Source organism: Nonomuraea composti, from assembly GCF_012034275.1.
Taxonomy (GTDB): domain Bacteria; phylum Actinomycetota; class Actinomycetes; order Streptosporangiales; family Streptosporangiaceae; genus Nonomuraea; species Nonomuraea composti.
The window spans coordinates 262,271-283,496 of record NZ_JAATEP010000007.1 but is presented as its reverse complement, the minus strand read 5'-3'; the positions used below and the strand labels follow the sequence as shown (position 1 = coordinate 283,496).

The 21,226-nt window shown below is 71.4% G+C and carries 21 protein-coding genes; 10 read left to right on the top strand and 11 right to left on the bottom strand.

What is annotated here, in order from left to right:
* Positions 1–203: 203 nt before the first annotated feature.
* Entirely contained in the window at positions 204–1,586 is a 1,383-nt protein-coding gene (gene aroA, locus HCN51_RS13095; protein WP_168009914.1) for a 3-phosphoshikimate 1-carboxyvinyltransferase, read from the bottom strand.
* Positions 1,587–1,937: 351 nt separating this feature from the next.
* Between aroA and HCN51_RS13090 the strand changes: the two genes are divergently transcribed.
* The gene (locus HCN51_RS13090; RefSeq protein WP_168009913.1) at positions 1,938–2,684 is read left to right on the top strand and encodes an SOS response-associated peptidase; all 747 of its coding nucleotides are present in this window, start codon (positions 1,938–1,940) and stop codon (positions 2,682–2,684) included.
* 156 nt (positions 2,685–2,840) lie between these two features.
* Positions 2,841–3,173: a TraR/DksA family transcriptional regulator gene (locus HCN51_RS13085; RefSeq protein WP_080045328.1), complete on the top strand. Its 333-nt coding sequence runs from the start codon at positions 2,841–2,843 to the stop codon at positions 3,171–3,173.
* A gap of 141 nt (positions 3,174–3,314) precedes the next feature.
* Here HCN51_RS13085 and HCN51_RS13080 read toward each other — a convergent pair whose 3' ends face one another.
* On the bottom strand, positions 3,315–4,058 hold the full coding sequence (locus tag HCN51_RS13080) for a class I SAM-dependent methyltransferase (RefSeq protein WP_080045329.1): 744 nt from the start codon (positions 4,056–4,058) through the stop codon (positions 3,315–3,317).
* A gap of 233 nt (positions 4,059–4,291) precedes the next feature.
* Here HCN51_RS13080 and HCN51_RS13075 point away from each other — a divergent pair, with 233 nt between their 5' ends.
* From HCN51_RS13075 to HCN51_RS13055, 5 genes are all read left to right on the top strand, one after another.
* Positions 4,292–4,897: a sigma-70 family RNA polymerase sigma factor gene (locus tag HCN51_RS13075; protein WP_043624264.1), complete on the top strand. Its 606-nt coding sequence runs from the start codon at positions 4,292–4,294 to the stop codon at positions 4,895–4,897.
* The gene (rsrA, locus tag HCN51_RS13070; RefSeq protein ID WP_080045330.1) at positions 4,894–5,160 is read left to right on the top strand and encodes a mycothiol system anti-sigma-R factor; all 267 of its coding nucleotides are present in this window, start codon (positions 4,894–4,896) and stop codon (positions 5,158–5,160) included. The genes HCN51_RS13075 and rsrA overlap by 4 nt, the downstream gene beginning before the upstream one ends.
* Positions 5,161–5,202: 42 nt before the next feature.
* Positions 5,203–6,144, top strand: a complete 942-nt coding sequence (locus HCN51_RS13065; protein WP_168009912.1) for an NAD-dependent epimerase/dehydratase family protein — start codon at positions 5,203–5,205, stop codon at positions 6,142–6,144.
* 224 nt (positions 6,145–6,368) lie between these two features.
* Positions 6,369–7,724: an HD-GYP domain-containing protein gene (locus HCN51_RS13060; RefSeq protein WP_168009911.1), complete on the top strand. Its 1,356-nt coding sequence runs from the start codon at positions 6,369–6,371 to the stop codon at positions 7,722–7,724.
* Positions 7,721–9,016 carry an HD-GYP domain-containing protein gene (locus HCN51_RS13055; RefSeq protein ID WP_080045333.1) on the top strand — a complete coding sequence of 432 codons (1,296 nt, stop codon included), beginning with the start codon at positions 7,721–7,723 and terminating at the stop codon, positions 9,014–9,016. Before HCN51_RS13060 ends, HCN51_RS13055 begins: the two co-directional genes overlap by 4 nt.
* 112 nt (positions 9,017–9,128) lie before the next feature.
* Here HCN51_RS13055 and HCN51_RS13050 read toward each other — a convergent pair whose 3' ends face one another.
* Positions 9,129–9,509: a thioesterase family protein gene (locus HCN51_RS13050; RefSeq protein ID WP_168009910.1), complete on the bottom strand. Its 381-nt coding sequence runs from the start codon at positions 9,507–9,509 to the stop codon at positions 9,129–9,131.
* A gap of 243 nt (positions 9,510–9,752) precedes the next feature.
* Here HCN51_RS13050 and HCN51_RS13045 point away from each other — a divergent pair, with 243 nt between their 5' ends.
* Positions 9,753–11,408, top strand: a complete 1,656-nt coding sequence (locus tag HCN51_RS13045) for a serine/threonine-protein kinase (RefSeq protein ID WP_168009909.1) — start codon at positions 9,753–9,755, stop codon at positions 11,406–11,408.
* On the opposite strand, the gene HCN51_RS13040 is transcribed toward HCN51_RS13045, so the two are convergent.
* From HCN51_RS13040 to HCN51_RS13015, 6 genes are all read right to left on the bottom strand, one after another.
* Positions 11,409–13,055 (bottom strand): acetolactate synthase, encoded by a 1,647-nt coding sequence (locus HCN51_RS13040; RefSeq protein ID WP_168009908.1) that lies wholly within the window; start codon positions 13,053–13,055, stop codon positions 11,409–11,411. It abuts the gene before it with no gap.
* A gap of 40 nt (positions 13,056–13,095) precedes the next feature.
* A complete protein-coding gene (locus tag HCN51_RS13035) occupies positions 13,096–13,872 on the bottom strand; it encodes a DUF4097 family beta strand repeat-containing protein (RefSeq protein WP_168009907.1) in 777 nt (258 codons plus the stop codon).
* Entirely contained in the window at positions 13,869–14,525 is a 657-nt protein-coding gene (locus HCN51_RS13030) for a response regulator transcription factor (protein WP_080045338.1), read from the bottom strand. The genes HCN51_RS13035 and HCN51_RS13030 overlap by 4 nt, the downstream gene beginning before the upstream one ends.
* A complete protein-coding gene (locus HCN51_RS13025) occupies positions 14,516–15,676 on the bottom strand; it encodes a sensor histidine kinase (protein ID WP_168009906.1) in 1,161 nt (386 codons plus the stop codon). The genes HCN51_RS13030 and HCN51_RS13025 overlap by 10 nt, the downstream gene beginning before the upstream one ends.
* A gap of 77 nt (positions 15,677–15,753) precedes the next feature.
* On the bottom strand, positions 15,754–16,455 hold the full coding sequence (gene bioD / locus HCN51_RS13020) for a dethiobiotin synthase (RefSeq protein ID WP_168009905.1): 702 nt from the start codon (positions 16,453–16,455) through the stop codon (positions 15,754–15,756).
* The gene (locus tag HCN51_RS13015) at positions 16,452–17,171 is read right to left on the bottom strand and encodes a GntR family transcriptional regulator (protein WP_080045341.1); all 720 of its coding nucleotides are present in this window, start codon (positions 17,169–17,171) and stop codon (positions 16,452–16,454) included. Before HCN51_RS13015 ends, bioD begins: the two co-directional genes overlap by 4 nt.
* A 462-nt stretch (positions 17,172–17,633) precedes the next feature.
* Here HCN51_RS13015 and HCN51_RS13010 point away from each other — a divergent pair, with 462 nt between their 5' ends.
* Positions 17,634–19,103: a PAS domain-containing sensor histidine kinase gene (locus HCN51_RS13010; RefSeq protein WP_080045342.1), complete on the top strand. Its 1,470-nt coding sequence runs from the start codon at positions 17,634–17,636 to the stop codon at positions 19,101–19,103.
* 78 nt (positions 19,104–19,181) lie between these two features.
* Here HCN51_RS13010 and HCN51_RS13005 read toward each other — a convergent pair whose 3' ends face one another.
* Together HCN51_RS13005 and HCN51_RS13000 are read right to left on the bottom strand one after the other, a co-directional pair.
* Complete coding sequence (locus HCN51_RS13005; RefSeq protein WP_080045343.1) at positions 19,182–19,436, bottom strand: WhiB family transcriptional regulator; 255 nt, start codon at positions 19,434–19,436, stop codon at positions 19,182–19,184.
* A gap of 272 nt (positions 19,437–19,708) precedes the next feature.
* The gene (locus HCN51_RS13000) at positions 19,709–20,674 is read right to left on the bottom strand and encodes a diacylglycerol/lipid kinase family protein (protein ID WP_168009904.1); all 966 of its coding nucleotides are present in this window, start codon (positions 20,672–20,674) and stop codon (positions 19,709–19,711) included.
* A gap of 88 nt (positions 20,675–20,762) precedes the next feature.
* Between HCN51_RS13000 and HCN51_RS12995 the strand changes: the two genes are divergently transcribed.
* Positions 20,763–21,176: a hypothetical protein gene (locus HCN51_RS12995; protein ID WP_080045345.1), complete on the top strand. Its 414-nt coding sequence runs from the start codon at positions 20,763–20,765 to the stop codon at positions 21,174–21,176.
* The last annotated feature ends 50 nt before the right edge of the window (positions 21,177–21,226 follow it).

The window sequence follows — 21,226 nt, the reverse complement described above, 5'->3', positions numbered from 1 at the left end:
GGTGCGGGTATGCGGATGTGGAGCCGGTGCCTGTGCTGCGGGTGCCACCCCGGCCTGGAGGGGTGGCGGTGTCATGCTCGTACATGTCGTGATCGCCGTGCGGGCAGCGCGCTCTCACGTGCCGCCCTTCTCCGACGTGCCCGGCTCGACCCGGGCGAAACCAGCGGCCGGGCCACGGTGCCGGGCGGCCCTGATGGCGGAGGTCATCGGGCTTCCAGCATCGCCGTCCACATCTGGACGAACTCCGGCAGGGTCTTGGCGGTCGTCGCGATGTTCTCCACCTCCACACCCGGCACCGCCAGGCCGATCACCGCGCCGGCCGTGGCCATGCGGTGGTCGTCGTAGCTGTGGAAGGTGCCGCCGTGCAGCGGGCGGGGGCGGATGATCAGGCCGTCGTCCGTCTCCTCGGCGTCGCCCCCGAGGCGGTTGATCTCGGTGGCGAGGGCGGCGAGGCGGTCGGTCTCGTGACCGCGCAGGTGGGGCACGCCCCGGATGCGGCTCGGGGTCGACGCCAGCGCCGCCAGGGCGGCGATGGTCGGGGTCAGCTCGCCCACGTCACGCAGGTCGGCGTCGATGCCGGTGATGTGACCCGTGCCTGTGACCACGAGGTCGGTCGTGCCGGATCGCGCGGCGGTCGGGTGAGAACCCGCGGCCGTCGCGTCGGAACCTGCGGCAGGCGTGCCGGAGCCCGCAGTGGTCGTGCCGGAGGCCGTGGAGTCGGCAGGGGCGCGGGTGACCGTGGCGCCCATGGTGGTGAGGAGGTCGCGCAGGGCGTCGCCTGCCTGCGTGGTGTGCAGCGGCCAGGCGGGGATCGTGACCGTGCCGCCCGTCACCAGCGCCGCCGCCAGGAACGGGGCCGCGTTGGACAGGTCGGGCTCGACCGTCATGTCTCTGGCCGCGATCGGGCCCGGCTCCACCCGCCACACGTCGCGCTCGCCGGCGTCGACCCGGACGCCGACCGCCCTGAGCATCTCGATGGTCATCTCGATGTGCGGCAGTGAGGGGACCGGCGGGCCCACGTGGCGGATCGTGATGCCCTTCTCGAAGCGTGCCGCCGCCAGCAGCAGGCCCGAGACGAACTGCGACGAACCCGACGCGTCGAGCGTGACCTCGCCGCCCGCCAGCGGCCCGCTGATCGTGAACGGCAGCGCGTCGTTGTCGATCCTCGCACCCAGGGCGCGCAGGGCGTCGAGGATGGGGCCCATCGGGCGCTTGCGCGCGTGCGGGTCGCCGTCGAAGGAGACGGGGCCATCGGCCAGCGCCGCCACCGGAGGCACGAACCGCATGACCGTGCCCGCGAGGCCCACGTCGATGTGCGCGCCGCCACGGATCGGGCCGGGCGTCACCTGCCAGTCGACGCCCGCGGACGTCTCTCTCATGGGGGTCAACGTGGTGCCCAGGGCCCGCAGCGCCGCCACCATCAGGTCGGCGTCGCGGCTGCGCAGCGCCTGCCGCACGACCCCCGGGCCGTCGGCCAGCGCGGCGAGCAGGAGCGCACGGTTGGTCACCGACTTGGAGCCGGGCAGCGGGACGGTGGCGGTGACCGGAGTGGTCGCCGTCGGCGCGGGCCAGTGCGGAGCGGGCATGGTCAAAGAGTACTGGCCGCGGAGGGGCGGGGTCACAGCCTGTGGACGCCGGTCACCACCCTGTCGCCTGCCTGTGGACAACGGTCACCGGATCTCGCCCCCTGTGGACGGCCGCGCCGAAGGGCCGGTGACGGGCACGGCACGGGACGCGCGACGGGTGCGGGGTTGCGGGGAGTGCGGCGGGCGCGGCGAAAGGGTGCGGTGCGGTACGCGGGGCACGGGGTGGGGCGGGCTGTGGAGGGCATGTGGTGGAAGGTGTGCGGCGCAGAGCGTCCGAAGACCGGATGGTGAAGGGGCGGCCGGTGCGTGGGGAGGCATGCGGTTCAAGGCGGGACGTGGCAGTGTGGGGTCATGTGCGGTAGATACGCCTCGGCGCGCAAGAAGCACGAGTTGCTCGAGGAATTCCAGGTCGAGCAGGACGCCGAGCCCGACAAGGAGCTCGGCGCCGACTACAACGTCGCGCCCACGAAGAACGTCTACGCCGTGCTGAGCCGGGTGCCCAAGGAGGCCGAGCGGGCGGTGCGGCAGCTCAGGGTCGTCAAGTGGGGGCTGGTGCCGGCGTGGGCGAAGGACCCGTCGATCGGCTCGCGGATGATCAATGCGAGGGCCGAGACGCTGGCCGAGAAGCCGTCGTTCCGGCAGGCGTTCGCCAAGCGCAGGTGCCTGCTGCCGGCCGACGGCTACTTCGAGTGGATGCCGGTCGAGGGGGAAAAGAAGAAGAAGCAGCCGTACTTCATCCACCCGTCTGACGGCGGGGTGCTGGCGATGGCGGGCCTGTACGAGTTCTGGAAGGACCCGTCGCGCGAGGACGACGACCCGCTGAAGTGGCTGGTGACGTGCACGGTCATCACCACCAACGCGGAGGATCATCTGGGCCGCATCCACGACAGGATGCCCATGATGATCGAGCGGGAGCGCTGGGCGGAGTGGCTCGACCCCAAGCTGACCGACACCGAGCAGGCGGGGCGGCTGCTGGTGCCCGCGGAGTCGGGGCGGCTGACCGCGTACGCGGTGTCGACGGATGTCAACAACGTCCGGAACAATGGCCCGGACCTCATCAAACCTCTCCCTGAGGAGGAGGAAACCGCGCTTTTCTAAAGGTGTAAGAAGCGCGGTTAGCGGGCATCCGGTGAGGAAAGCGATGCATCCGTTTACTCGATGTCACCGCCAGAAAATGCCCCCTCATTGCACCGGGCGGGACATCCGGGGAGTCCTCGTCGCGGGTTGCCCTCATTCACCCGGAGGTGCGGATTCGTGGACGTCACGACCGCTCGTGAGCGGCTGGAAGACATGCTCGCGGAACTGGATCGTTCGATCGGGGTCCTTCAGGGCGACCCCGTCGCCGTACGTGAGCACTCCGCGGCGGACGCCGGCTCCGACCTGACCGACGCCGACCGTGCTCAGGCCATGCTGACCGTGGCCACCGCACAGCGGCAGGCGATCATGGAGGCGCTCAAGCGCATCGACGAAGGCGTGTACGGGAGGTGCGTCGACTGCGGCAGCCCGGTGCCGGAGGGCCGGCTGGAGGCCCGTCCGGAGGCGGCGCGCTGCGTGCAGTGCCAGGGCAAGCAGGAACGCCGCCGCTGAGCCGACCACGACGTCCCGAAGCCGCCGGACACGAAGAACGGCGGCGCGAAGGACGCCAGGCGCGGTGACCGCGGCGGGTGAGCCGGCGCAAGAGGCGCCCCAGCACGTGGACGGGACGCTCCTAGCCGCGACTAGCCCGGACTAGCCGGGACGGCGGGCGCTGGCGACGAGGTGGATGCCCACCGTGTCGTCGTCGTTGGGCTGGGCTTCGAGCTCGGTCCGCACCAGGTAGTTGAGCGCCCGCGCGTCGGAGCTCAGCACGTGGTCGACGGTGGACGGCGACAGGACGGTGCGCGGACGCATCCACTCGACCTCCAGCCCGGCCCCGACGAGCAGCTCGCGCAGCTGCCCGCTGCTGAAGCAGCGCGTGATGCTGCCGTCGGGCCACGGCACGAGCATGACCTCGCCGGTCTGCCGCAGGTGCTGCCACTGCTCCTGCTCGGCCAGGATCGCCATGCCGAGCACCAGCGAGTCGACGCAGATCAGGGCGCGGCCGCCGGGCCGCAGCACTCTGGCGACGTCGCTCATGGCGGACTCGGCCATGAGCTCGATCGACATGGCGCGTTCCTCGGCGAGCACGGCGTCGACGCTGGCGTCGGGGAGGAAGGAGAGGTCGTCGGCGCGTACGTGGCGGACGCGGTCGGCGTCGCGCAGCCGGGACTGCCCGTCGGCGGTCCGGCGGAAGTCGAGCACCTCGACGACCCGATGCCCGAGCCTGGCGGCCTGGCCGGACCACTTGCCGCGCCCGCCGGACAGATCGAGGATCACGGAGGGTTCGGCGGGGAGCCATCGGTTGAGTTGTTCGGCGGCTACGGCACGGTAGAAGGTCCAGTACGGCCCGAGCGTCCCTGAGCCGTTCAGTTCCTCGGCCGGAATGGGCAGCACACGCGACTCCTGGGTTCCGGAAAAAGGGCTACCAGCCGGTACGTATGACGTTCCCCGCACCGGGTCCTTCGTACCTTCTATCTTGCGGGAACAGACAAGGGCGCGGGCGTGTTGCGACGAGCATGCTCACATTGGTAGAACCCCGGCCCGCTGACCGAGCGGTCGCGGGCCAGCGGGTATCCTCCCCTGAGTACGGTGTACCGCCACAGCCGGCCACCGGTGATCTTAGGGGGGTGGGTCCGGTGCCCGCGACAGGCGCGGAGACGCTGGAGCAGCGAAGCGAGCGATTCGAGCGCGACGTCATGCCGTATCTCGAGCAGCTCTACTCCGCCGCGCTCCGGATGACCCGAAATCCCGCGGACGCGGAGGACCTGCTGCAGGAGACCTTCGCCAAGGCGTTCGCGTCGTTCCACCAGTTCCAGCAGGGCACGAATCTCAAGGCGTGGCTCTACCGGATCCTGACCAACACCTTCATCAACAGCTATCGCAAGAAGCAGCGCGAGCCGAAGCAGTCGGGCACCGAGGAGATCGAGGACTGGCAGCTGGCGCGCGCCGAGTCCCACACCTCGAGCGGGCTGAAGTCGGCCGAGGTGGAGGCGCTGGAGCATCTGCCCGACGGCGACATCAAGCAGGCGCTCGCGGCCCTGCCGGAGGAGTTCAGGATCGCCGTCTACCTGGCGGACGTCGAAGGCTTCCCTTATAAGGAGATCGCCGACATCATGGGCACTCCGATCGGCACCGTGATGTCGAGGCTGCACAGAGGACGCAGGCAGCTGCGGGGCCTCCTTGAGGACTATGCTCGCGAGCGTGGCCTGGTCCCGGCGGAGGGATCGAAATGAGCTGTGGAAACCCGCATGACACCGACTGTCGCGAGGTTCTCGACAAGGTGTACTCCTACCTCGACGGTGAGCTGACCGAGGGGGACGTCGCGGAGATCCGCGTGCACCTCGACGAGTGCAGCCCGTGCCTGAAGGAGTACGACCTCGACAAGGCCGTCAAGGCGCTGGTGCACAAGCACTGCGGGTGCGACCCGGTCCCCGCCGACCTGCGCAGCAAGGTGCTGGCCCGCATCGCGCAGGTACGTTCGGAGCTGGCCGACTGACGAGCGGCCGACCGAGACCAGGGGCGGACTAGGATCTCCTTCATGCGCGTTCTGGTCACCGGGGGTGCCGGGTTCATCGGTTCGAATCTCGTCGATCGCCTCCTGGCCGACGGGCACGAGGTGCATGTCGTCGACGACCTGTCGTCCGGCTCGCGCGACAACCTGGTGGAGGCGGCGCGCAGCGACCGGTTCCGGCTGCACGAGATGGACATCAGAGACCCGGCGCTGGTCGGCCTGATGGCCGAGCTGCAGCCGGAGGTGGTCTGCCATCTGGCGGCGCAGATCAGCGTGCGCAAGAGCGTCATGGACCCGGCGCACGACGCCAGGCTCAACGTCGAGGGCACGGCGGCCGTGCTGAACGCCGCGCACGAGGGGCGCACCCGCAAGGTGGTGTTCGCCTCGTCGGTGGCCGTCTACGGCCGTCCGGCGACGATCCCGGTGCCGGGTGACGCGGCCACCGACCCGCGCTCGCCGTACGCCGCCTCGAAGCTGAGCGGCGAGATCTACCTGGCCACGTTCCGCGCCCTGTACGGCATCGAGTACACGACGCTGGTGCTGTCGAACGTCTACGGCCCGCGCCAGTCGCCCGACGGCGAGGCGGGCGTCGTGGCGATCTTCACCGACGCGCTGCTCAACGGCACGCCGACGGTCCTGTACGGCGACGGCACCCAGACCCGCGACTACGTCTACGTCGGCGACGTGGTCGACGGCTTCGTCCGGGCGTGCGGCGGCGAGGGCAACGGCCGCCGCTTCAACCTCGGCACCGGCATCCAGACCACCGACCGGCGGCTGCACTCGCTGATCGCCGACGCGGCCGGCGCCCAGGACAAGCCCGGTTTCGCGCCGCCGCGCGTGGGCGACCTGCCGGCGATGGCGGTCGATCCGGTGCCGGCGCACGAGGGGCTGGGCTGGCAGCCGCGTACGGACCTGTCGACCGGCGTGAAGAAGACCGTCGAGTGGGCCGCGAGCCGTCGCGCGAAGTAGTGGCTTGATTACGCTTTGCTTGCGATTTCCGACTCAGCCCATACGGCCACGTCCGGTTCTGTAGCGTGAACCCCACAAGTCGACGTGGAGGCATGTGGATGTCCAAGGTTACGGTCGCCCGGCTGCTCACGGCCGTCGTGCTGATCACCCCGGTGGTCACGCTGATCGCCGGAGCGGTCCTTCCTCCTGGGGTGTCCTGGACCTGATCGCCGTGGGGGGCCGCAATGCGTGATCTGCCGTGGCCCGCAAGGGTCTATCTGGTCGCCGTGATCGCCGCGGCGGCCGCTCTCGTCGTACGCGGCGTGATGGTCTCGGGCCCGCCCGTGGCCACGCAGGACCTCGACATCCTCCTGGTGCTGGCCCTGCTGTTCCTGGTGTGCGAGTCGATGCCGACGCTCCTGAACGTGGAGCAGTTCGCGGTGTCGGTGAGCTTCTCGGCCTCGCTGGCCGCCGTGGTGCTGCTCGGGCCCGGGGGCGCCGCGCTGGTGGGGCTGACGGCGGTGCTCAGCGTGCGGCCGGGCCTGCCGCTGATCAAGCGCCTGTTCAACGGCGCGCAGTTCGCCATCTGCGGCTTCGTCGCGGGGCGCGTCTACGAGGCGCTGGACGGCCGCGTGGGCGTGCCCGAGGTCAACGCCTTCGACGACCTCATCGGCCCGTACGCCGCCGCCACGGCCGTCTTCGTGCCGCTCAACATCGCGCTCACGCTCACCATGGTCGGGCTGGCCACGCGGGTGCGGGCCACCGAGGTGCCGATGCGCGGCATGGCGCAGTTCCTGCTGTCGTACCTGGGTTACGGGACGTTCGGGCTGCTGGTGGCGGGCCTGTGGGCCACGGTGGCGTCGATCTCGGCGGTGCTGGTGCTGCTGCCGCTGTTCGTGGCGCGGTGGGCGTTCGGGCAGTACCACGCGCAGCAGCGCTCGTACGACGCCACGATCGCCGCGCTCTGCCAGGCCGTGGAGACGAAGGACTACTACACCAGGGGCCACTGCACGCGCGTCTCCCACGCCTCGTCCATGATCGCGCAGGAGATCGGCATGGGCCTGGAGCGGGTGCGGGCCATCCGGTACGCGGGCATGCTGCACGACGTGGGCAAGCTCGGTGTGCCGACGAAGGTGCTGCAGAAGGACGGGCCGCTCACCGAGGAGGAGTTCGCGGCGATCCAGCTGCATCCGATGCGCGGGCTGGAGATCGTCCGGGGCATCGGCTTCCTCGACGAGGCGTACGCCGGCATCATGCACCACCACGAGAAGCACGACGGCACCGGCTATCCGATGGGGCTGGCGGGCGACGAGATCCCCGAGTTCGCGAAGGTGATCGCGGTGGCCGACGCGTTCGACTCGATGACCTCCGACCGCTCCTACCGGGGCGCGCGTCCGGTGCCCGAGGCGATCGAGGAGCTGCGCAAGAGCGCGGGCACGCACTTCGACCCGGTCATGGTGGCGGCCTTCATCCGGGCGCTGGAGCGCGAGCCGTGGCAGCCGCCGCGCCGCGCGGACCAGCCGCCGCCCGACGCCGCCGAGGCGACGATCAAGGACCACGACGACCCGACGATGCCCATCCAGGTCGTGACCGGATCATGATCACCACTGAGCGCGTCAGGCGCACGACCGGGCGCTCGCTGAGCACGGTCCTGCGCCGCCTCGACTCCGGCCAGCTCCTGCTCATCTGCGCGGCCGGCCTGGTCGCGCTGGTGGGCGTGGCGCACACGGCGGCCGTCGGGCTCACGCAGCCGGAGATCGCGGTCGGGTTCGGGGCGCTGATCGCGGTGGGCGAGCTGGCCAGGCTCACCATGCCGGGCAACAGGGAGGTCGCGCCGATCGGGGCCGCCGCCGCGCTCGGTTACACGCTGCTGCTCGACCTCAGCCAGACCCCGCTGGAGCACCCCGCGCTGCAGGTCGTGGCCGTGATCGCCGTCGGCATGACGGCGGGAGCGCTCCCGCACCTGGCGGTGGGCCGGCCGCCGCGCCTCGACGCGATGGCCAGGCGGCTGCTCACCGGCGCGTTGCTGGCCTTCGCGTTCCGGCCGCTGGCGGCCCCGCTCTACGAGATGACCAAGCCGCCGACCCGCACGTGGTGGCCGGCGCTCGTGGTCATGGTCACGCTCATCGCGATCACCCTGCTCATCGACGTGCTGATCGCCGCGCTGCTGCGGGCCGAGCAGGTGCGCACGGCGTTCAGGGTGGCCGTGCGCGACGAGATCAACATGGCCTTCCCGCTGGGCGCCGCCGTGGCCTCCTCGGGCGTGCTGCTCGCGCTGGCCACGCACAGCATGGACCTCGTGGCGCTGCTGGTGTTCGCGGCGCCGCTGCTGGTCACGCAGGTGGCCTTCCGCAAGTACGCCGGCATCAGGGCCACCTACCTGCAGACCGTGCGCGCGCTGTCGCGGGTCACCGAGGTGGGCGGCTACGTCGAGCCGGGGCACTCGCGCCGGGTCAGCCGCCTGGCGGTCGCCATCGGCAGGGAGCTGGGCATGGCCGAGCCCGAGCTGCTGGAGCTGGAGTACGCCGCGCTGATGCACGACATCGGCCAGCTCTCGCTGCGCGACCCGATCCCCGGCGGGGCGACCGTGCTGACCGAGCCCGAGCAGGCCCGCCGCATCGCGGAGCTGGGCGCGGAGGTGATCAGGCAGACGGGCGTGCTCGACCGGGTGGCCGAGGTGGTCAGCAGGCAGTGCGACCCGATCACCGACGACCCGCCGCTGTCGAGCCGCATCATCAAGGTGGCCAACGCCTACGACGACCTGGTGGGGCCCTCCACCGACCGCGACCGGGGCGGGGCGGCGCTGGAGCGGATCCGGCTGTCGTCAGGGAGTGCGTACGATCCGCACGCGGTCGAGGCGCTGGCCCGGGTCATCGACCGCGGCCGGGTGTGATCACCGGCCGAGGTGGGCGCCGACAAGGGGTGGCGCGCCGTCATCGAGCCGCGCGCTCTCAGTGAGTGGCGCGCCGTCATCAAGTCGCGCGCTCTCAGTGAGTAACACGCTCTCAGCGAGTGGCGCGCGCGAGGAACTTCGCGCGGTCGACCACGACGCGCTCGATCCTGCCCTTGCCGATCACCGTGCTCTGCTCGTGCGCCTCGAACGCGAAGACCAGCCGCCGCCCGTCCACCTCGACGAGCTCCACGCTCACCTGGACGTGAGCGCCGAGCGGGCTGGCGGCCAGGTGGTCGAGCTCGACCCGGGTGCCGACGGACGTCTCGCCGGGCGCCAGGTGCTTCTCGACGGCGCGTACGGTCGCCGCCTCCGCCAGCGTGAGCAGCCGGGGCGTGGCCAGCACGGGCACGTCCCCGCTGCCGATCCGCTTCGCGGTGTCCTCCATCTCGACCATGATGAGCAGGTGAGCGCGCAGACCTGGAGTGAGCGTCATGAGATGAGCCTCTCATGGGGCCGCCGAGTTCCCGGAAACGCGGACAAGTGCGGCCGGAAGGCCCCAGGATAGGCTTTGTACGGCTTGAGGCATTTGAGTGGCATGTGGGTCAGGTGAGTCGTACACTCTCTGAGTTCCGTGACCACTGTGTTACCTCACCGCGACAAAACTTCGCTTTGTTGGAGATCCGCGGGGTGGGCGAGGTAAGAGGGTTACGGATGGTAGGGGGGTAGCGGGGGAATCATGGTGGCCCAAGGGACGACGCTGGCGGGGCGGTATCGGCTGGATACCCGCATCGGCGCCGGTGGCATGGGTGAGGTGTGGCGAGGCGAGGATGTCGTGCTCGCACGCACCGTCGCCGTCAAAGTGCTGCTCCCAGGCCGCATGCAGGACCCCGGGTTCGTCGCTCGCTTCCAGGGGGAGGCGCGGGCGATGGCCACGATCAACCACTCCGGCGTGGTCGACGTCTACGACTACGGCGTCAGCGGCGACACCGTCTACCTGGTGATGAAGTTCGTCGACGGCGAGCCGCTCGACCGCCTGCTCGGCCGGCTGGGGCGCATCCCGCCGCAGCCCGCCATGGAGCTCATCGCGCAGGCCGCCTCGGCCCTGCAAGCCGTGCACGACCAGGGCATCGTCCACCGCGACGTCAAGCCGGGCAACCTGCTCGTGCAGCGCGACGGCACGCTCGTCCTCACCGACTTCGGCATCGCCCGCTCCGACATCGCCAGCCGGCTCACCGACGCCGGCATGGTGCTCGGCACCGCCGCCTACTGCGCTCCCGAGCAGGCCGAGGGCGCTCCCGTGACGCCCGCCGTCGACATCTACGCGCTCGGCGTGGTCGCGTACGAGTGCCTGGTGGGCCAGCGGCCCTTCGACGGTGACAGCGCGGTCACGATCGCGCTCAAGCACATCCGCGAGGCCCCGCCGCCGCTGCCCCAGGACATCCCGCAGGCTGTGCGCACGCTGGTGGACATCGCCCTGTCGAAGGATCCGGCCAGGCGCTACCCGAGCGCCCGCGCGATGAGCGAGGCCGCCAGGGCGATCGCCAGCGGGCAGGCGCCCGCCGTGCCCGAGCTGGCCACCGGCTCCACGATGGCCCAGCCGCCGCAGCAGCAGTACCAGCAGCAGCCGACCGGCCAGCAGTACCAGCAACAGCAGCAGTACCAGCAGGCGGCCGGCCAGCACGACTCGGGCCCGTACCAGACGGGCGCCAGGATGGCGCACGAGGAGACCACGATCTCCGACCGGCGCGGGAGTCGCCGCGCGGCCAAGGCGCCGCGCAGGACCGGGCTGATCGCGGGCATCGCCGCGGCGGTCGTGCTCGGCGCGGGCGCCACCGCCGTGGCGCTGACGGGCATGCCCCTCGGCGCTCCTGAGCCCACGGTCACCGCCACCTACCAGGGCAACGACACCAAGCCCACCAAGACGACCAGGCCCCCGTCCAAGACCTCGGAGCCCGAGCCCGACCCGACGACGGAGGAGCCGAGGCCGACCACCCGGCCGCCGACGAGGTCGCAGCAGGTGCCGGAGAAGACCGAGGAGCCGACGAAGACGCCGTCCAGCACGCCCTCGACCCCTCCGCCGTCCACGTCGAAGTCGCCGAGCCCGACCGCGTCCGGCAACAAGGTGCTGATGCCGAACGTGGTCGGCAGGCGCTACCTGGAAGCGGTGGACATGGTGGAGGCGGCCGGCCTGCTGTCGAACCCCGACGACCAGACCACCACCACCGACGGCATGCGCTGCGGCCGGGTCAAGGCGACCACGCCGGGCGCGAACAAGCCGGTCACCAAGGGCACCACGGTCACGCTCGTCGTGGTCGACAGCGTCTGCCCCGAGGACGGCTCGCCCTCGCCCACGGCGACGACGCCCACGCCCACCTCCACGCCGAAGGGGTAGTCACACCCCCGTCGTGTTGCGGGGGTAGGCGATCTGCGGGTCGGTGGCGATGTTCACCAGGTACGGCACGCCGGAGTCGAACGCCCTGCGCAGCGCGGGCCCGATCTCCGACGGCTTGGTGACCAGCTCGCCGCCGCCGCCGAGCGCGGTCACGACCTGGTCGTAGCGGCACTGCGGCTGCAGCTCGGCGGCCACGTCGTAGCCGTACAGCATCTGCATGGGGTGCTTCTCCAGGCCCCACATGCCGTTGTTGCCGCAGATCATCACGACCGGCAGGTTGTGGCGGACGAGGGTGTCGACGTCCATCAGGGAGAAGCCGGCGGCGCCGTCGCCGAGCAGCAGCACCACCTGCGAGGACGGCCTGGCCAGGCGGGCGGCGATGGAGTAGCCGAGGCCGGTGCCGAGGCAGCCGTAGGGGCCCGGGTCGAGCCAGTTGCCGGGCTGCTTCGGCTCGACGTACTTACCGGCGTAGGAGACGAAGTCGCCGCCGTCGCCGATGACCACGGCGTCGTCGTCGAGGACGCGGTTGAGCTCGCCGTAGATCCGCATGGGGTGGATCGGGTCGGAGCCGGAGGACAGCAGCTCGGCGTCGCCCTCGATGGCGGCCGAGGCGGCCTCGGACAGCTTCGTCACCCACGACGCGTACGCGTCGGGCTTGACGCCCGCCTCGCCGCAGGCGGTGCCGAGGCCCCAGAACACCACCGACAGGTCGCCGGCGGCCGACGCGGCCGGCTGCATGTGCGTGGCGAGCTGCGAGGGCGCGTCGGCGATGTGCACCACCCTGGCCAGCGGCGCGCCGTCCTTGCCGCCGAACCAGCCGTAGCCGAGGCGGAAGTCGAGCGGCGTGCCGACCACGATGACCAGGTCGGCCTGGCCGAAGGCGAGGCCGCGGGCGCGGGTGACGAGCAGCTCGTGGCCGGCCGGCAGGATGCCGCGGCCCTGCCCGTTGGGGATGACCGGCAGCCGCCACGTCTCGGCGAAGTCGCGGGCGGCCTCCTCGGCGCGGTCCATCCACACGTCGGAGCCGTAGACCAGCACCGGCCGCTCGGCCTCGGCCAGCAGCCGGGCGATGCCCGCCAGGGCGTCGGGGTCGGGCTCCAGCGGCGACGGCGACTGCGTGCTCACGTCGTGCAGCGGCGCGGGCGAGAACAGGTGGTCCATGAAGAAGTCGAGGAAGACCGGGCCGCGGTGGGGCGCGACCGCCGTGCGGAAGGCCACCTCGACGTCCTGGCCGACGGACTCGGCGCCGGACGCGGTGAACGCGAGCTTGGTGATCGGCTCCAGCAGCGGCGGATGGTCCATCTCCTGCAACGCGCCGCTGCCCCAGCGGGACTGGGGCGCCCGCCCGCCGAGCACGACCACGGGGGAGCCGTTGAAGTGGGCGGTCGCGACGCCGCTGACGCCGTTGGTGATGCCGGGGCCCGCGGTCAGCACGGCCAGGCCCGGTTTCCTCGTCAGCCTGGCGGTCGCCTCGGCGGCGAAGACAGCGCTCTGCTCGTGGCGTACGTCGAGGATGCGCATGCCCTCGTGCACCGCTCCGTCGTAAAGCGGGAAGACATGCCCTCCCGACAGGGTGAACATGGTCTCGACACCATAGGCCTTGGACACGGCGACGGCGGCGTCACCGGCGTGCTTCGCAGACTCCATGCCGGGAACTTACCAACCAGTCACACGGGTAAACAGGTCTTCATCGGCAGCACACGTTCACGAGGCCGTCGGGGGCGGTCACGGTGATCTTTCTTGACGCGCCGGGGGCGTGCTTGACGTCGACCGTGGTGTTGGCGCCCTGGACGGCGACGTCGTACACGGTGGGCGGCACCTGGAGGTAGACGTCACCCGCCGTCCGCACGACCACCTTCGCCTCCGACGGGGCGCTGCGGAAGGCCAGCTCGACGTCGCCGGAGCCGACCTCCACGTCGGCCCGGGCGCCGCGCAGCCCGTCGCCGTCCACGCGGCCCGTGCCGGTGCGTACGTAGAGGTCGCCGGCCAGGGAGTTGACGTTGACGTCGCCGGAGACGGAGGTCAGGCGCAGGTCGCCGAACAACTCGTCCACCGTGAGCTGGCCGACGGACGTGGCGGCCTCCACCGAGGTCTCGGGCGGCACGGCCAGCAGGTAGTCGGCCTCGCAGATGGGGCCGTCCGGCTGGTCGTAGCGGGGGCACACGGCGTCGAGCCGCAGCGTGCGGGCGCTGGCGTCCCAGTCCTCCGTGACGGTGGGCCGGTCGCGGGACCAGCTCAGCGACCGCCGGATGAGCAGCTCGCCCGCCTTGCCCGACACGATCCACAGGTTCACCTGGCCCTTGCCGGTCTTGACGCGCAGCTCCTGGCCGTCGAACGGGATGGACCTGATGGTGACGTCCGTCGGGGTCCTGGCGCCGGCGAAGCCGTTCCAGAGGCCCACGGTGGACACCGTGAGCACGACCACGGTGGCCACGGCGCCGGCCGCGAGCCACAGAGCTCTCACGGCAGGCTCCGGATCTTGAGGAACTGCAGCACGGCGAGCACCCGCCGGTGGTCGCCCTCGGCGGGCGGCAGGTCGAGCTTGGTGAAGATGTTGCCGATGTGCTTGCCCACGGCGCCCTCGCTGAGCACCAGGGCCTGGCCGATGCCGGCGTTGGAGCGGCCCTCCGCCATCAGCTGGAGCACCTCGTGCTCGCGGGGCGTGAGCCGCTCCAGCGGGTCGCTGTTGCCGCGCAGCAGGAGCTGGGCCACGACCTCGGGGTCGAGCGCGGTGCCGCCGGAGGCGACCCTGCGCAGCGCGTCGATGAACTCCGCGACGTCCGCCACCCGGTCCTTGAGCAGGTAGCCGACGCCGCCGGCCGAGGCCGACGCGAGGAGCTGGGCGGCGTAGCGCTCCTCGACGTACTGCGACAGCACGAGCACGGCCAGGCCCGGCTGCTGGCGGCGCAGCACGAGCGCGGCCCGCAGGCCCTCGTCGGTGTGCGTGGGCGGCATCCTGACGTCGGTGACGACCAGCTCGGGCCGGTGCTCCTCGACCGCCCGCAGCAGCCCCTCAGCCTCGTCCACGGCCGCGACCACGTCCATGCCCGCCGCGGCCAGGAGCCGGATCAGGCCCTCTCGCAGCAGTACGGAATCCTCTGCGAGCACTACTCGCACGGCAGCTCCACCTCGATCGTCGTCGGTCCGCCCAGCGGGCTGGACAGCTTCAGCCGCCCGTCGACGGAGTCGATGCGCTGGGCCAGGCCGCGCAGCCCGGTACCGCCGTCCATCCTGGCACCGCCGCACCCGTCGTCGTGCACGAGCACGTGCAGGCGGTCGCGCTCGCGCCGCACGAGCACCTCGGCCTTGGTGGCCGCCGCGTGCTTGGCGATGTTCGTCAGCGCCTCGGAGACGGTGAAGAACGCCACCGCCTCGATCGTCGGGGTGGGCCGCCGCTCGATGTCCACCGTCAGCTTGACGGGGAACGGCGCGCGGGCCGCCACGCCCGACAGCGCCGCGTCCAGCCCCTGGTCGTTGAGCACGGCGGGGTGCAGGCCGCGGACGAAGTCGCGCAGCTCCTTGAGCGCCTGCTTGGCCTCCTCGTGCGCCTGCGCGATGGCCTCCTTGGCCGGCTCGGGCAGGTCGGTCAGGGTGGCCCTGGCCAGCCCCAGGTTCATGGCCAGGGAGACGAGCCGCTGCTGGGCGCCGTCGTGCAGGTCGCGCTCGATCCTGCGGCGCTCGGCGTCGGCCGCGTCGATCACGCCGGCCCGGCTCTCGGTCAGCGTCTCGATGCGCTGCCCCAGCTCCGTACGGCTCGGCCCGAGCAGCGTACGGGCCACCGACAGGTCGAGCGCGGCCATGCCGCGGGCCAGGAACGGCGCGAGCACCAGCAGCGCCAGCCCGATCAGCATGAAGACGAGCTGGACCCGGTTGTCCCTGAGGTTGAACATGAACTCCAGCGGCGGCTCCTCCAGCTTCGGCGGCAGGAACGCCAGCAGCCCCACGATGGCCCCGCCCCACGCCAGCCCGACCAGGACCGCGCCGGCCAGGCCCACCACCGGCGACAGCAGGTGGTAGCCGATCTGCCGCCACGTCGGCGAGTCGCGCCAGCCGGTCGGGGCGGGCACGGGCGGGATGCGCACGCCCTGGAAGGCGTGCAGCCGCGAGCGCTGCACCCGGGTGAACCAGGGCAGGGCGTGCCGCAGCACGGGCGGCGCCACGGCCAGCGTCAGCGTCAGCCCGCCGAGCAGCACGGCGACCGGAAAGCCGATCATCACATGGGCCGTGTCCAGCCAGGCTCGCGCCGACCAGGGGCGGGGGACTTTCATGCCTCAAAGGTATTGACCGTGAGCGAGGACGTGAAATGGGTCTGGTGTGCCGGTGGGAGGTGGGGTTAGCCCCACCCTCAGGACAGGGGCCCTCTGAACGCGCCGCCCAGCGTGACGCCGAGCCCTTGCCGCGCCGCCTCGGTGAACGTCTGGCGGTCGCGCAGGCCGCCCATACCCTCGGGCAGCGCGCCCGCCAGCGGCCGGGCGGCCAGCATCTCCAGGTCGGCGACGCTGCTGAGCTCGGCCGGGCCGGGGGTGGCGGGCCAGCGGCCGATGACGATCCCGGCCAGGTCGAGGCCGTGGTGGGCCAGGGACTCCAGGGTGAGCGCGGTGTGGTTGACGGTGTCGCCGCCGGCCCGTGCCACGACGAGGACCTGCGCGCGCAGGGCGCGGGCCAGGTCGGCGATCGTGGCGCCCTCCTCGTCGTAGCGGTCGAGCAGCCCGCCGGTGCCGTCCACGACGACCAGGCGGTTGCTCTCGGCCAGCTCCCGCGCCAGCGTCGCGGCCGCCGACAGCGACACGGGCGGCGCCCCCGCCGCCCTGGCGGCCGCGGCGGGCGGCAGCGGGCAGGGGAAGCGGCCCAGCTCGAACGTGGTGGTGACGCCGGACAGCCGGATGACCTCGTCCACGTCGCCGGGCTCGCCGGCCGCCCGCCCGGTCTGCGCGGGCTTGACCACCGCCGCCGTGGACCCGCGCGCCAGCGCCAGCGCGGCCAGTGCCGCCGTCACGACCGTCTTGCCCACCCCGGTGCCGGTACCCGTGACGACGAGGACGCTCATGGGCGGCGCAGGCGGGTGACGAACTTGTACCGGTCGCCGCGGTAGAGCGACTGCGCCCACTCGACGGGGTTGCCGTCGGCGTCGAAGGCGTGCCGGGTGAGCAGGAGCATGGGCAGGCCGACGTCCACGCCCAGGGCCTTGGCGTCGTAGGGGGTGGCCAGGACGGTCTCGATGATCTCTTCGGCGTCCGTCAGCCGGACGTTGTAGGCGTTGTGCAGCGTCTCGTACAGCGACGCGTGCACCTCCAGCTCGCGCCGCAGCCGGGGGAAGCGGCGGGCGGACAGGTGGGTGGTGTCGATCGAGACGGGCTCGCCGTTGGCGAGCCTGAGCCGGTGGATGCGCAGCACCCGTCCGCCGGGGTTGATGGCCAGGCGCCGCGCGAGCGCCTCGTCGGCGGTGATGTAGCCGATCTCCAGGATCTTGGTGTCCGGCTCCAGCCCGGCGGTGCGCAGATCCCCGATGTACGAGGTGAGCTGCAGCACCTGGGCCACCTTGGGCTGTGCCACGAACGTGCCCTTGCCCTGGATGCGCAGCAGCCGCCCCTCGACGACCAGCTCGGTCAGTGCCTGGCGGACGGTGGTGCGCGAGGTCTCGAAGCGGACGGCGAGCGTGCGCTCGGGCGGCAGGGCCGTGCCGGCGGGCAGGGTCTTGGTGAGCTCGAGCAGGGCCCGTTTCACGTCGTAGTACTTGGGAACGCGGGGGCTGTCGTCTGTCACGCTCTCACCTTCACTTCTGCCACGGCGGTGAGGGCGTGTCTGATCACCGCGAGATCATCGGAACTCACTTCGGCCCGAGCGGTCAACCGCGGGCTGGAGCGGCCCGCAGGCTCCGGGCGCGTACGGGTGTGAGCACACGCGGATCCGGGCAGCTCAGGTTGATTGTGAAGGATATCCACAGCAGCGTGCGCGATCGCAACCGAGGCCGGTCCGCGCGCCGTGTCGCGGAAGAACCACCTGGCCGTGTGGATCACCTCCGGCTGGCCGTGCACCGCTCCACCCTGGGAACCGGCGGCTGCGCCCGTGTGACGGTTCTCACAATATGAGATTGACCCCCCACAGTATGGTGTTATGCCCCCGCTGTGGTGAACCCTGCCTGCTCGTCCCCTATCGGCTCAAGCCCGCCCCCTCTGACCGGGAGTCGGTTTGGTTGTTGCGGGGGAAAGCACGCATGATGCACTCGTGCCGACTCTCAGCGACCTCGTAGCCCGTCACACAGCGCTCGACGAGGCAGATCTCGACTGGCTGCACTCGCTGGTCTCCGACTGGCAGCTGCTGGCCGACCTGTCGTTCGCCGACCTCATCCTGTGGGCGCCGCTGCTGGGGGAGAGCGGCTGGATCGCGATCGCCCAGATGCGGCCGACGACCGGCCCGACCGTCTACCACGACGACATCGTCGGCACCGTGGCCGCCAAGGGCGAGCGCGCCCTCATCGACACGGCCTGGAACGAGCGCCGCATCTGCCGCGAGGGCGACCCCGACTGGTCCACCGGCGTGCCCGTGCGCGAGGAGACCATCCCGGTGCGCCGGGCGGTCGAGGGCGGCGAGGGCCGCTTCCTGGCGGTCATCCAGCGCTCCACGAACCTGTCCTCGGCCCGCACGCCGTCCCGGCTGGAGCTGACCTACCTGCAGAGCGCCTCAGACCTGGCGCAGATGGTGGCCGAGGGCCGCTTCCCGTTCTCCGGCGAGGAGCCGATCCTGGTGCGCTCGCCGCGCGTCGGCGACGGCCTGCTGCGGCTCGACCGGGCCGGGCGCGTCACCTACGCCTCCCCGAACGCGCTGTCCGCCTACCGGCGGCTCGGCCTGCACGCGGACCTGGTCGGCGCCGAGCTGGGCCGGGTCACCGCGACCCTCTGCTACTCGGACGAGCCCATCAACGAAGACCTCATGATCGTGGCCAGCGGGCGCGCGGCCAAGGAGACGGAGGTCGAGTCGGGCGGCACGATCGTGCAGCTCCGGGCCATCCCGCTGATCGTGGGCGGCGGCCGCATCGGCGCGCTCGTCCTCATCAGGGACGTCACCGAGCTACGGCGGCGCGAGCGCGAGCTGATGACCAAGGACGCCACCATCCGCGAGATCCACCACCGGGTCAAGAACAACCTGCAGACCGTGGCCGCGCTGCTGCGACTCCAGGCCAGGCGGCTTCAGGTGCCCGAGGGGCGGGAGGCGCTGGAGGAGGCGGTGCGCAGGGTCGGGTCGATCGCGATCGTGCACGAGACGCTGTCGCACGCGCCCGAGGAGTTCGTCGACTTCGACGAGATCGCCGACCGCGTGATCGCGATGGCGGGAGAGGTGTCGTCGCCGGAGGTGGCCGTCACGCCGAGGCGGGTCGGCGGGTTCGGGGTGCTGCCCTCGCTCATCGCCACGCCGCTGGCCATGGCGCTGACCGAGCTGTTGCAGAACGCGTTGCAGCACGGGCGGCCCAAGCGGCTGGAGGTGGTGGTCGAGTCCGCGCACGAGCGGCTCAACGTGACCGTCTGGGACGACGGCCGCGGCCTGCCCGGGGGCTTCGACCTCGACAGCTCCACCAGTCTGGGGCTGCAGATCGTGCGTACGCTGGTCGAGGGGGAGTTGTCCGGGCGGCTCACCATTGAGCCGCGCCTGGAGGGCGGCACGGAGGTTGCCCTGTCGATCCCGCTCCCGCCCGGCTGACGGCACAGTGACGGTTGACGGGCCGCTGCTGCGGTGCGGCCGGCGTCGGGGTTCGGTTTTCCGGGGGAGTTTCGGGGGTCAGGCGGTGGCGCGTGCCCGGGCGCGGGCGGTGCGGCGCTTGAGTGCGCGGCGCTCGTCCTCGCTCATGCCGCCCCAGACACCGGCGTCCTGGCCGGACTCCAGCGCCCACTTGAGACACATCTCGACGGCCGAGCAGGAACGACAGACCTGCTTGGCCTCCTCGATCTGCATGAGTGCCGGGCCGGTGTTGCCGATCGGGAAGAACAGCTCGGGGTCCACGTCACGGCAGGCAGCTCGGTGGCGCCAGTCCATGCGTCCACTCCTTAGTAGATGGAGCCTCTGGTCGGCTCCGTGCGGCTACTACTTTGTGAAGAGTTTCACTAACTCGCGCGAACAATTACCCGGATCCTGTGAGGACCGGGGTTGCCCACTGAGCATCGGAGGACCCTGGGGTGTTTAAAGGTCCTACGTTCCGACGTCATGAACGAGCCTGTCAGCCACGGAGAGTGCACGCAAGAGGGTTGGCGGGAAGTTTTGGCGGTTATGGATGTCGGATGCGTCACACAATGACCGAATGTAACCGGCTAGACCAGAACTTGTAACGCGTTCGGTGTAGACCGGAATGTTACGGTTTCGCGTTCGCCCAGGTAGTCGCCGTCCAGCTGGAAGGCCACAGGGCGGTCGGCGGTGAGCGTCAGTTCGGCCTCGTCGTGCATCTGCACCAGATGCCGGCCGGACGGAAGAATGTCACTCTGCGTGAGGATGTGCCGGATCGTCTTCGCCAGCGTCATCGGCCCCATCCGCCGCAGGCCGAGCAGATCGAGGCCCGTCTCGAAGCTCGCCCACGGGGTGGGGCGCACCGGCCGGCTGCCCACGTACGTCCACGGCGAGGTGTTGGAGACGATCGCCATGAACACCCCCTCGGCCGGCGGGATGCCGGGGCCCGTCACCGTCATCGCGGGATGCCGCTTGTCCGTGGCCAGATAGTGCCTCAGAGCCGTGTTCACATACCGTGCAGGGGTAGCCTTACGGCCGGTGCCTCTCAGGCCCTCCACGGCCCGTACAACCTCCGCGTCGTAGCCCAGCCCCGAGCAGAAGGTGAAGTAGCGGCTCTGCCCCTCCCAGAGGGCTTGGCCCAAACCCACGGTCCTGCGCCGGTCCTCCCTGAGCGCCTCCAGCACCTGGCCGGTGGACTCCACCGGGTCGTTCGGCAGGCCCAGGGCGCGGGCGAAGACGTTCGCGCTGCCGCCCGGGATGACGATCAGGCCGGGACGCCCGGCGCTGGGGTTGCTGCCGTGGGCCGGGTCCTCGCCGTTGACCGGGTTCAGCAGGCCGTTCACGGTCTCGTTGATGGTGCCGTCGCCGCCCAGCACCGCCACCACGTCATAACCCTTGGCCCGCGCGGTGGCCGCCAGCGACGCGGCGTGCCCGCGGTAGCGGGTCTCCTCGACGGCGAGCTCGACCGCCGCGCCGAGCGCGCGGATGAGCACGTCCCGGGTGCGGGCATTCGTGGTCGTGGCCTTGGGGTTGACCAGCAGCATTGCGCGCATACGGCCAGCGTAGCCGGTGGCCTTGTCCGGCTTATCGGCCGATCGTCCTATTTTCCGTGCCGACAGGGCCGGGAGGTAGGGTACGGACGTGAACGGTCGCCCGCTTACCCTCCTCATCGCCGCCGCGGTCGTCGCCCTGGAGGGGCTGGTCGCGCTCGGTCTCGGCGTCTACGTCGCGGTGCAGACCCTGACGGGGAAACCCGACGACCTCACCAGCGCCCTCGCCGAGGCGGTGTTCGGGCTGCTCATCGGGGCCGGCCTGCTCTGGGTCGCCTGGGGCGGGCTCTTCAAGGTGGAGCGGTGGGGGCGCTCGCCCGGCGTGCTGACCCAGATCTTCATGCTGCCCGTGGGGGGCACGCTCGTCACGTCGGACCAGCCGCAGCTCGGGATCCCGGTGATCGTCCTGGGCCTGCTGGGGCTGGTGACGCTGCTGGCTCCGCCCACCACCCAGGCGCTCTACCCCGACGACCAGGCGCCGGACCCGGGCCGTTCGCGCCGCTAGCTCCGTTTCCGCGCTTCGCGGCACATCGTGCGTCCCGGGGCCGGCGACGC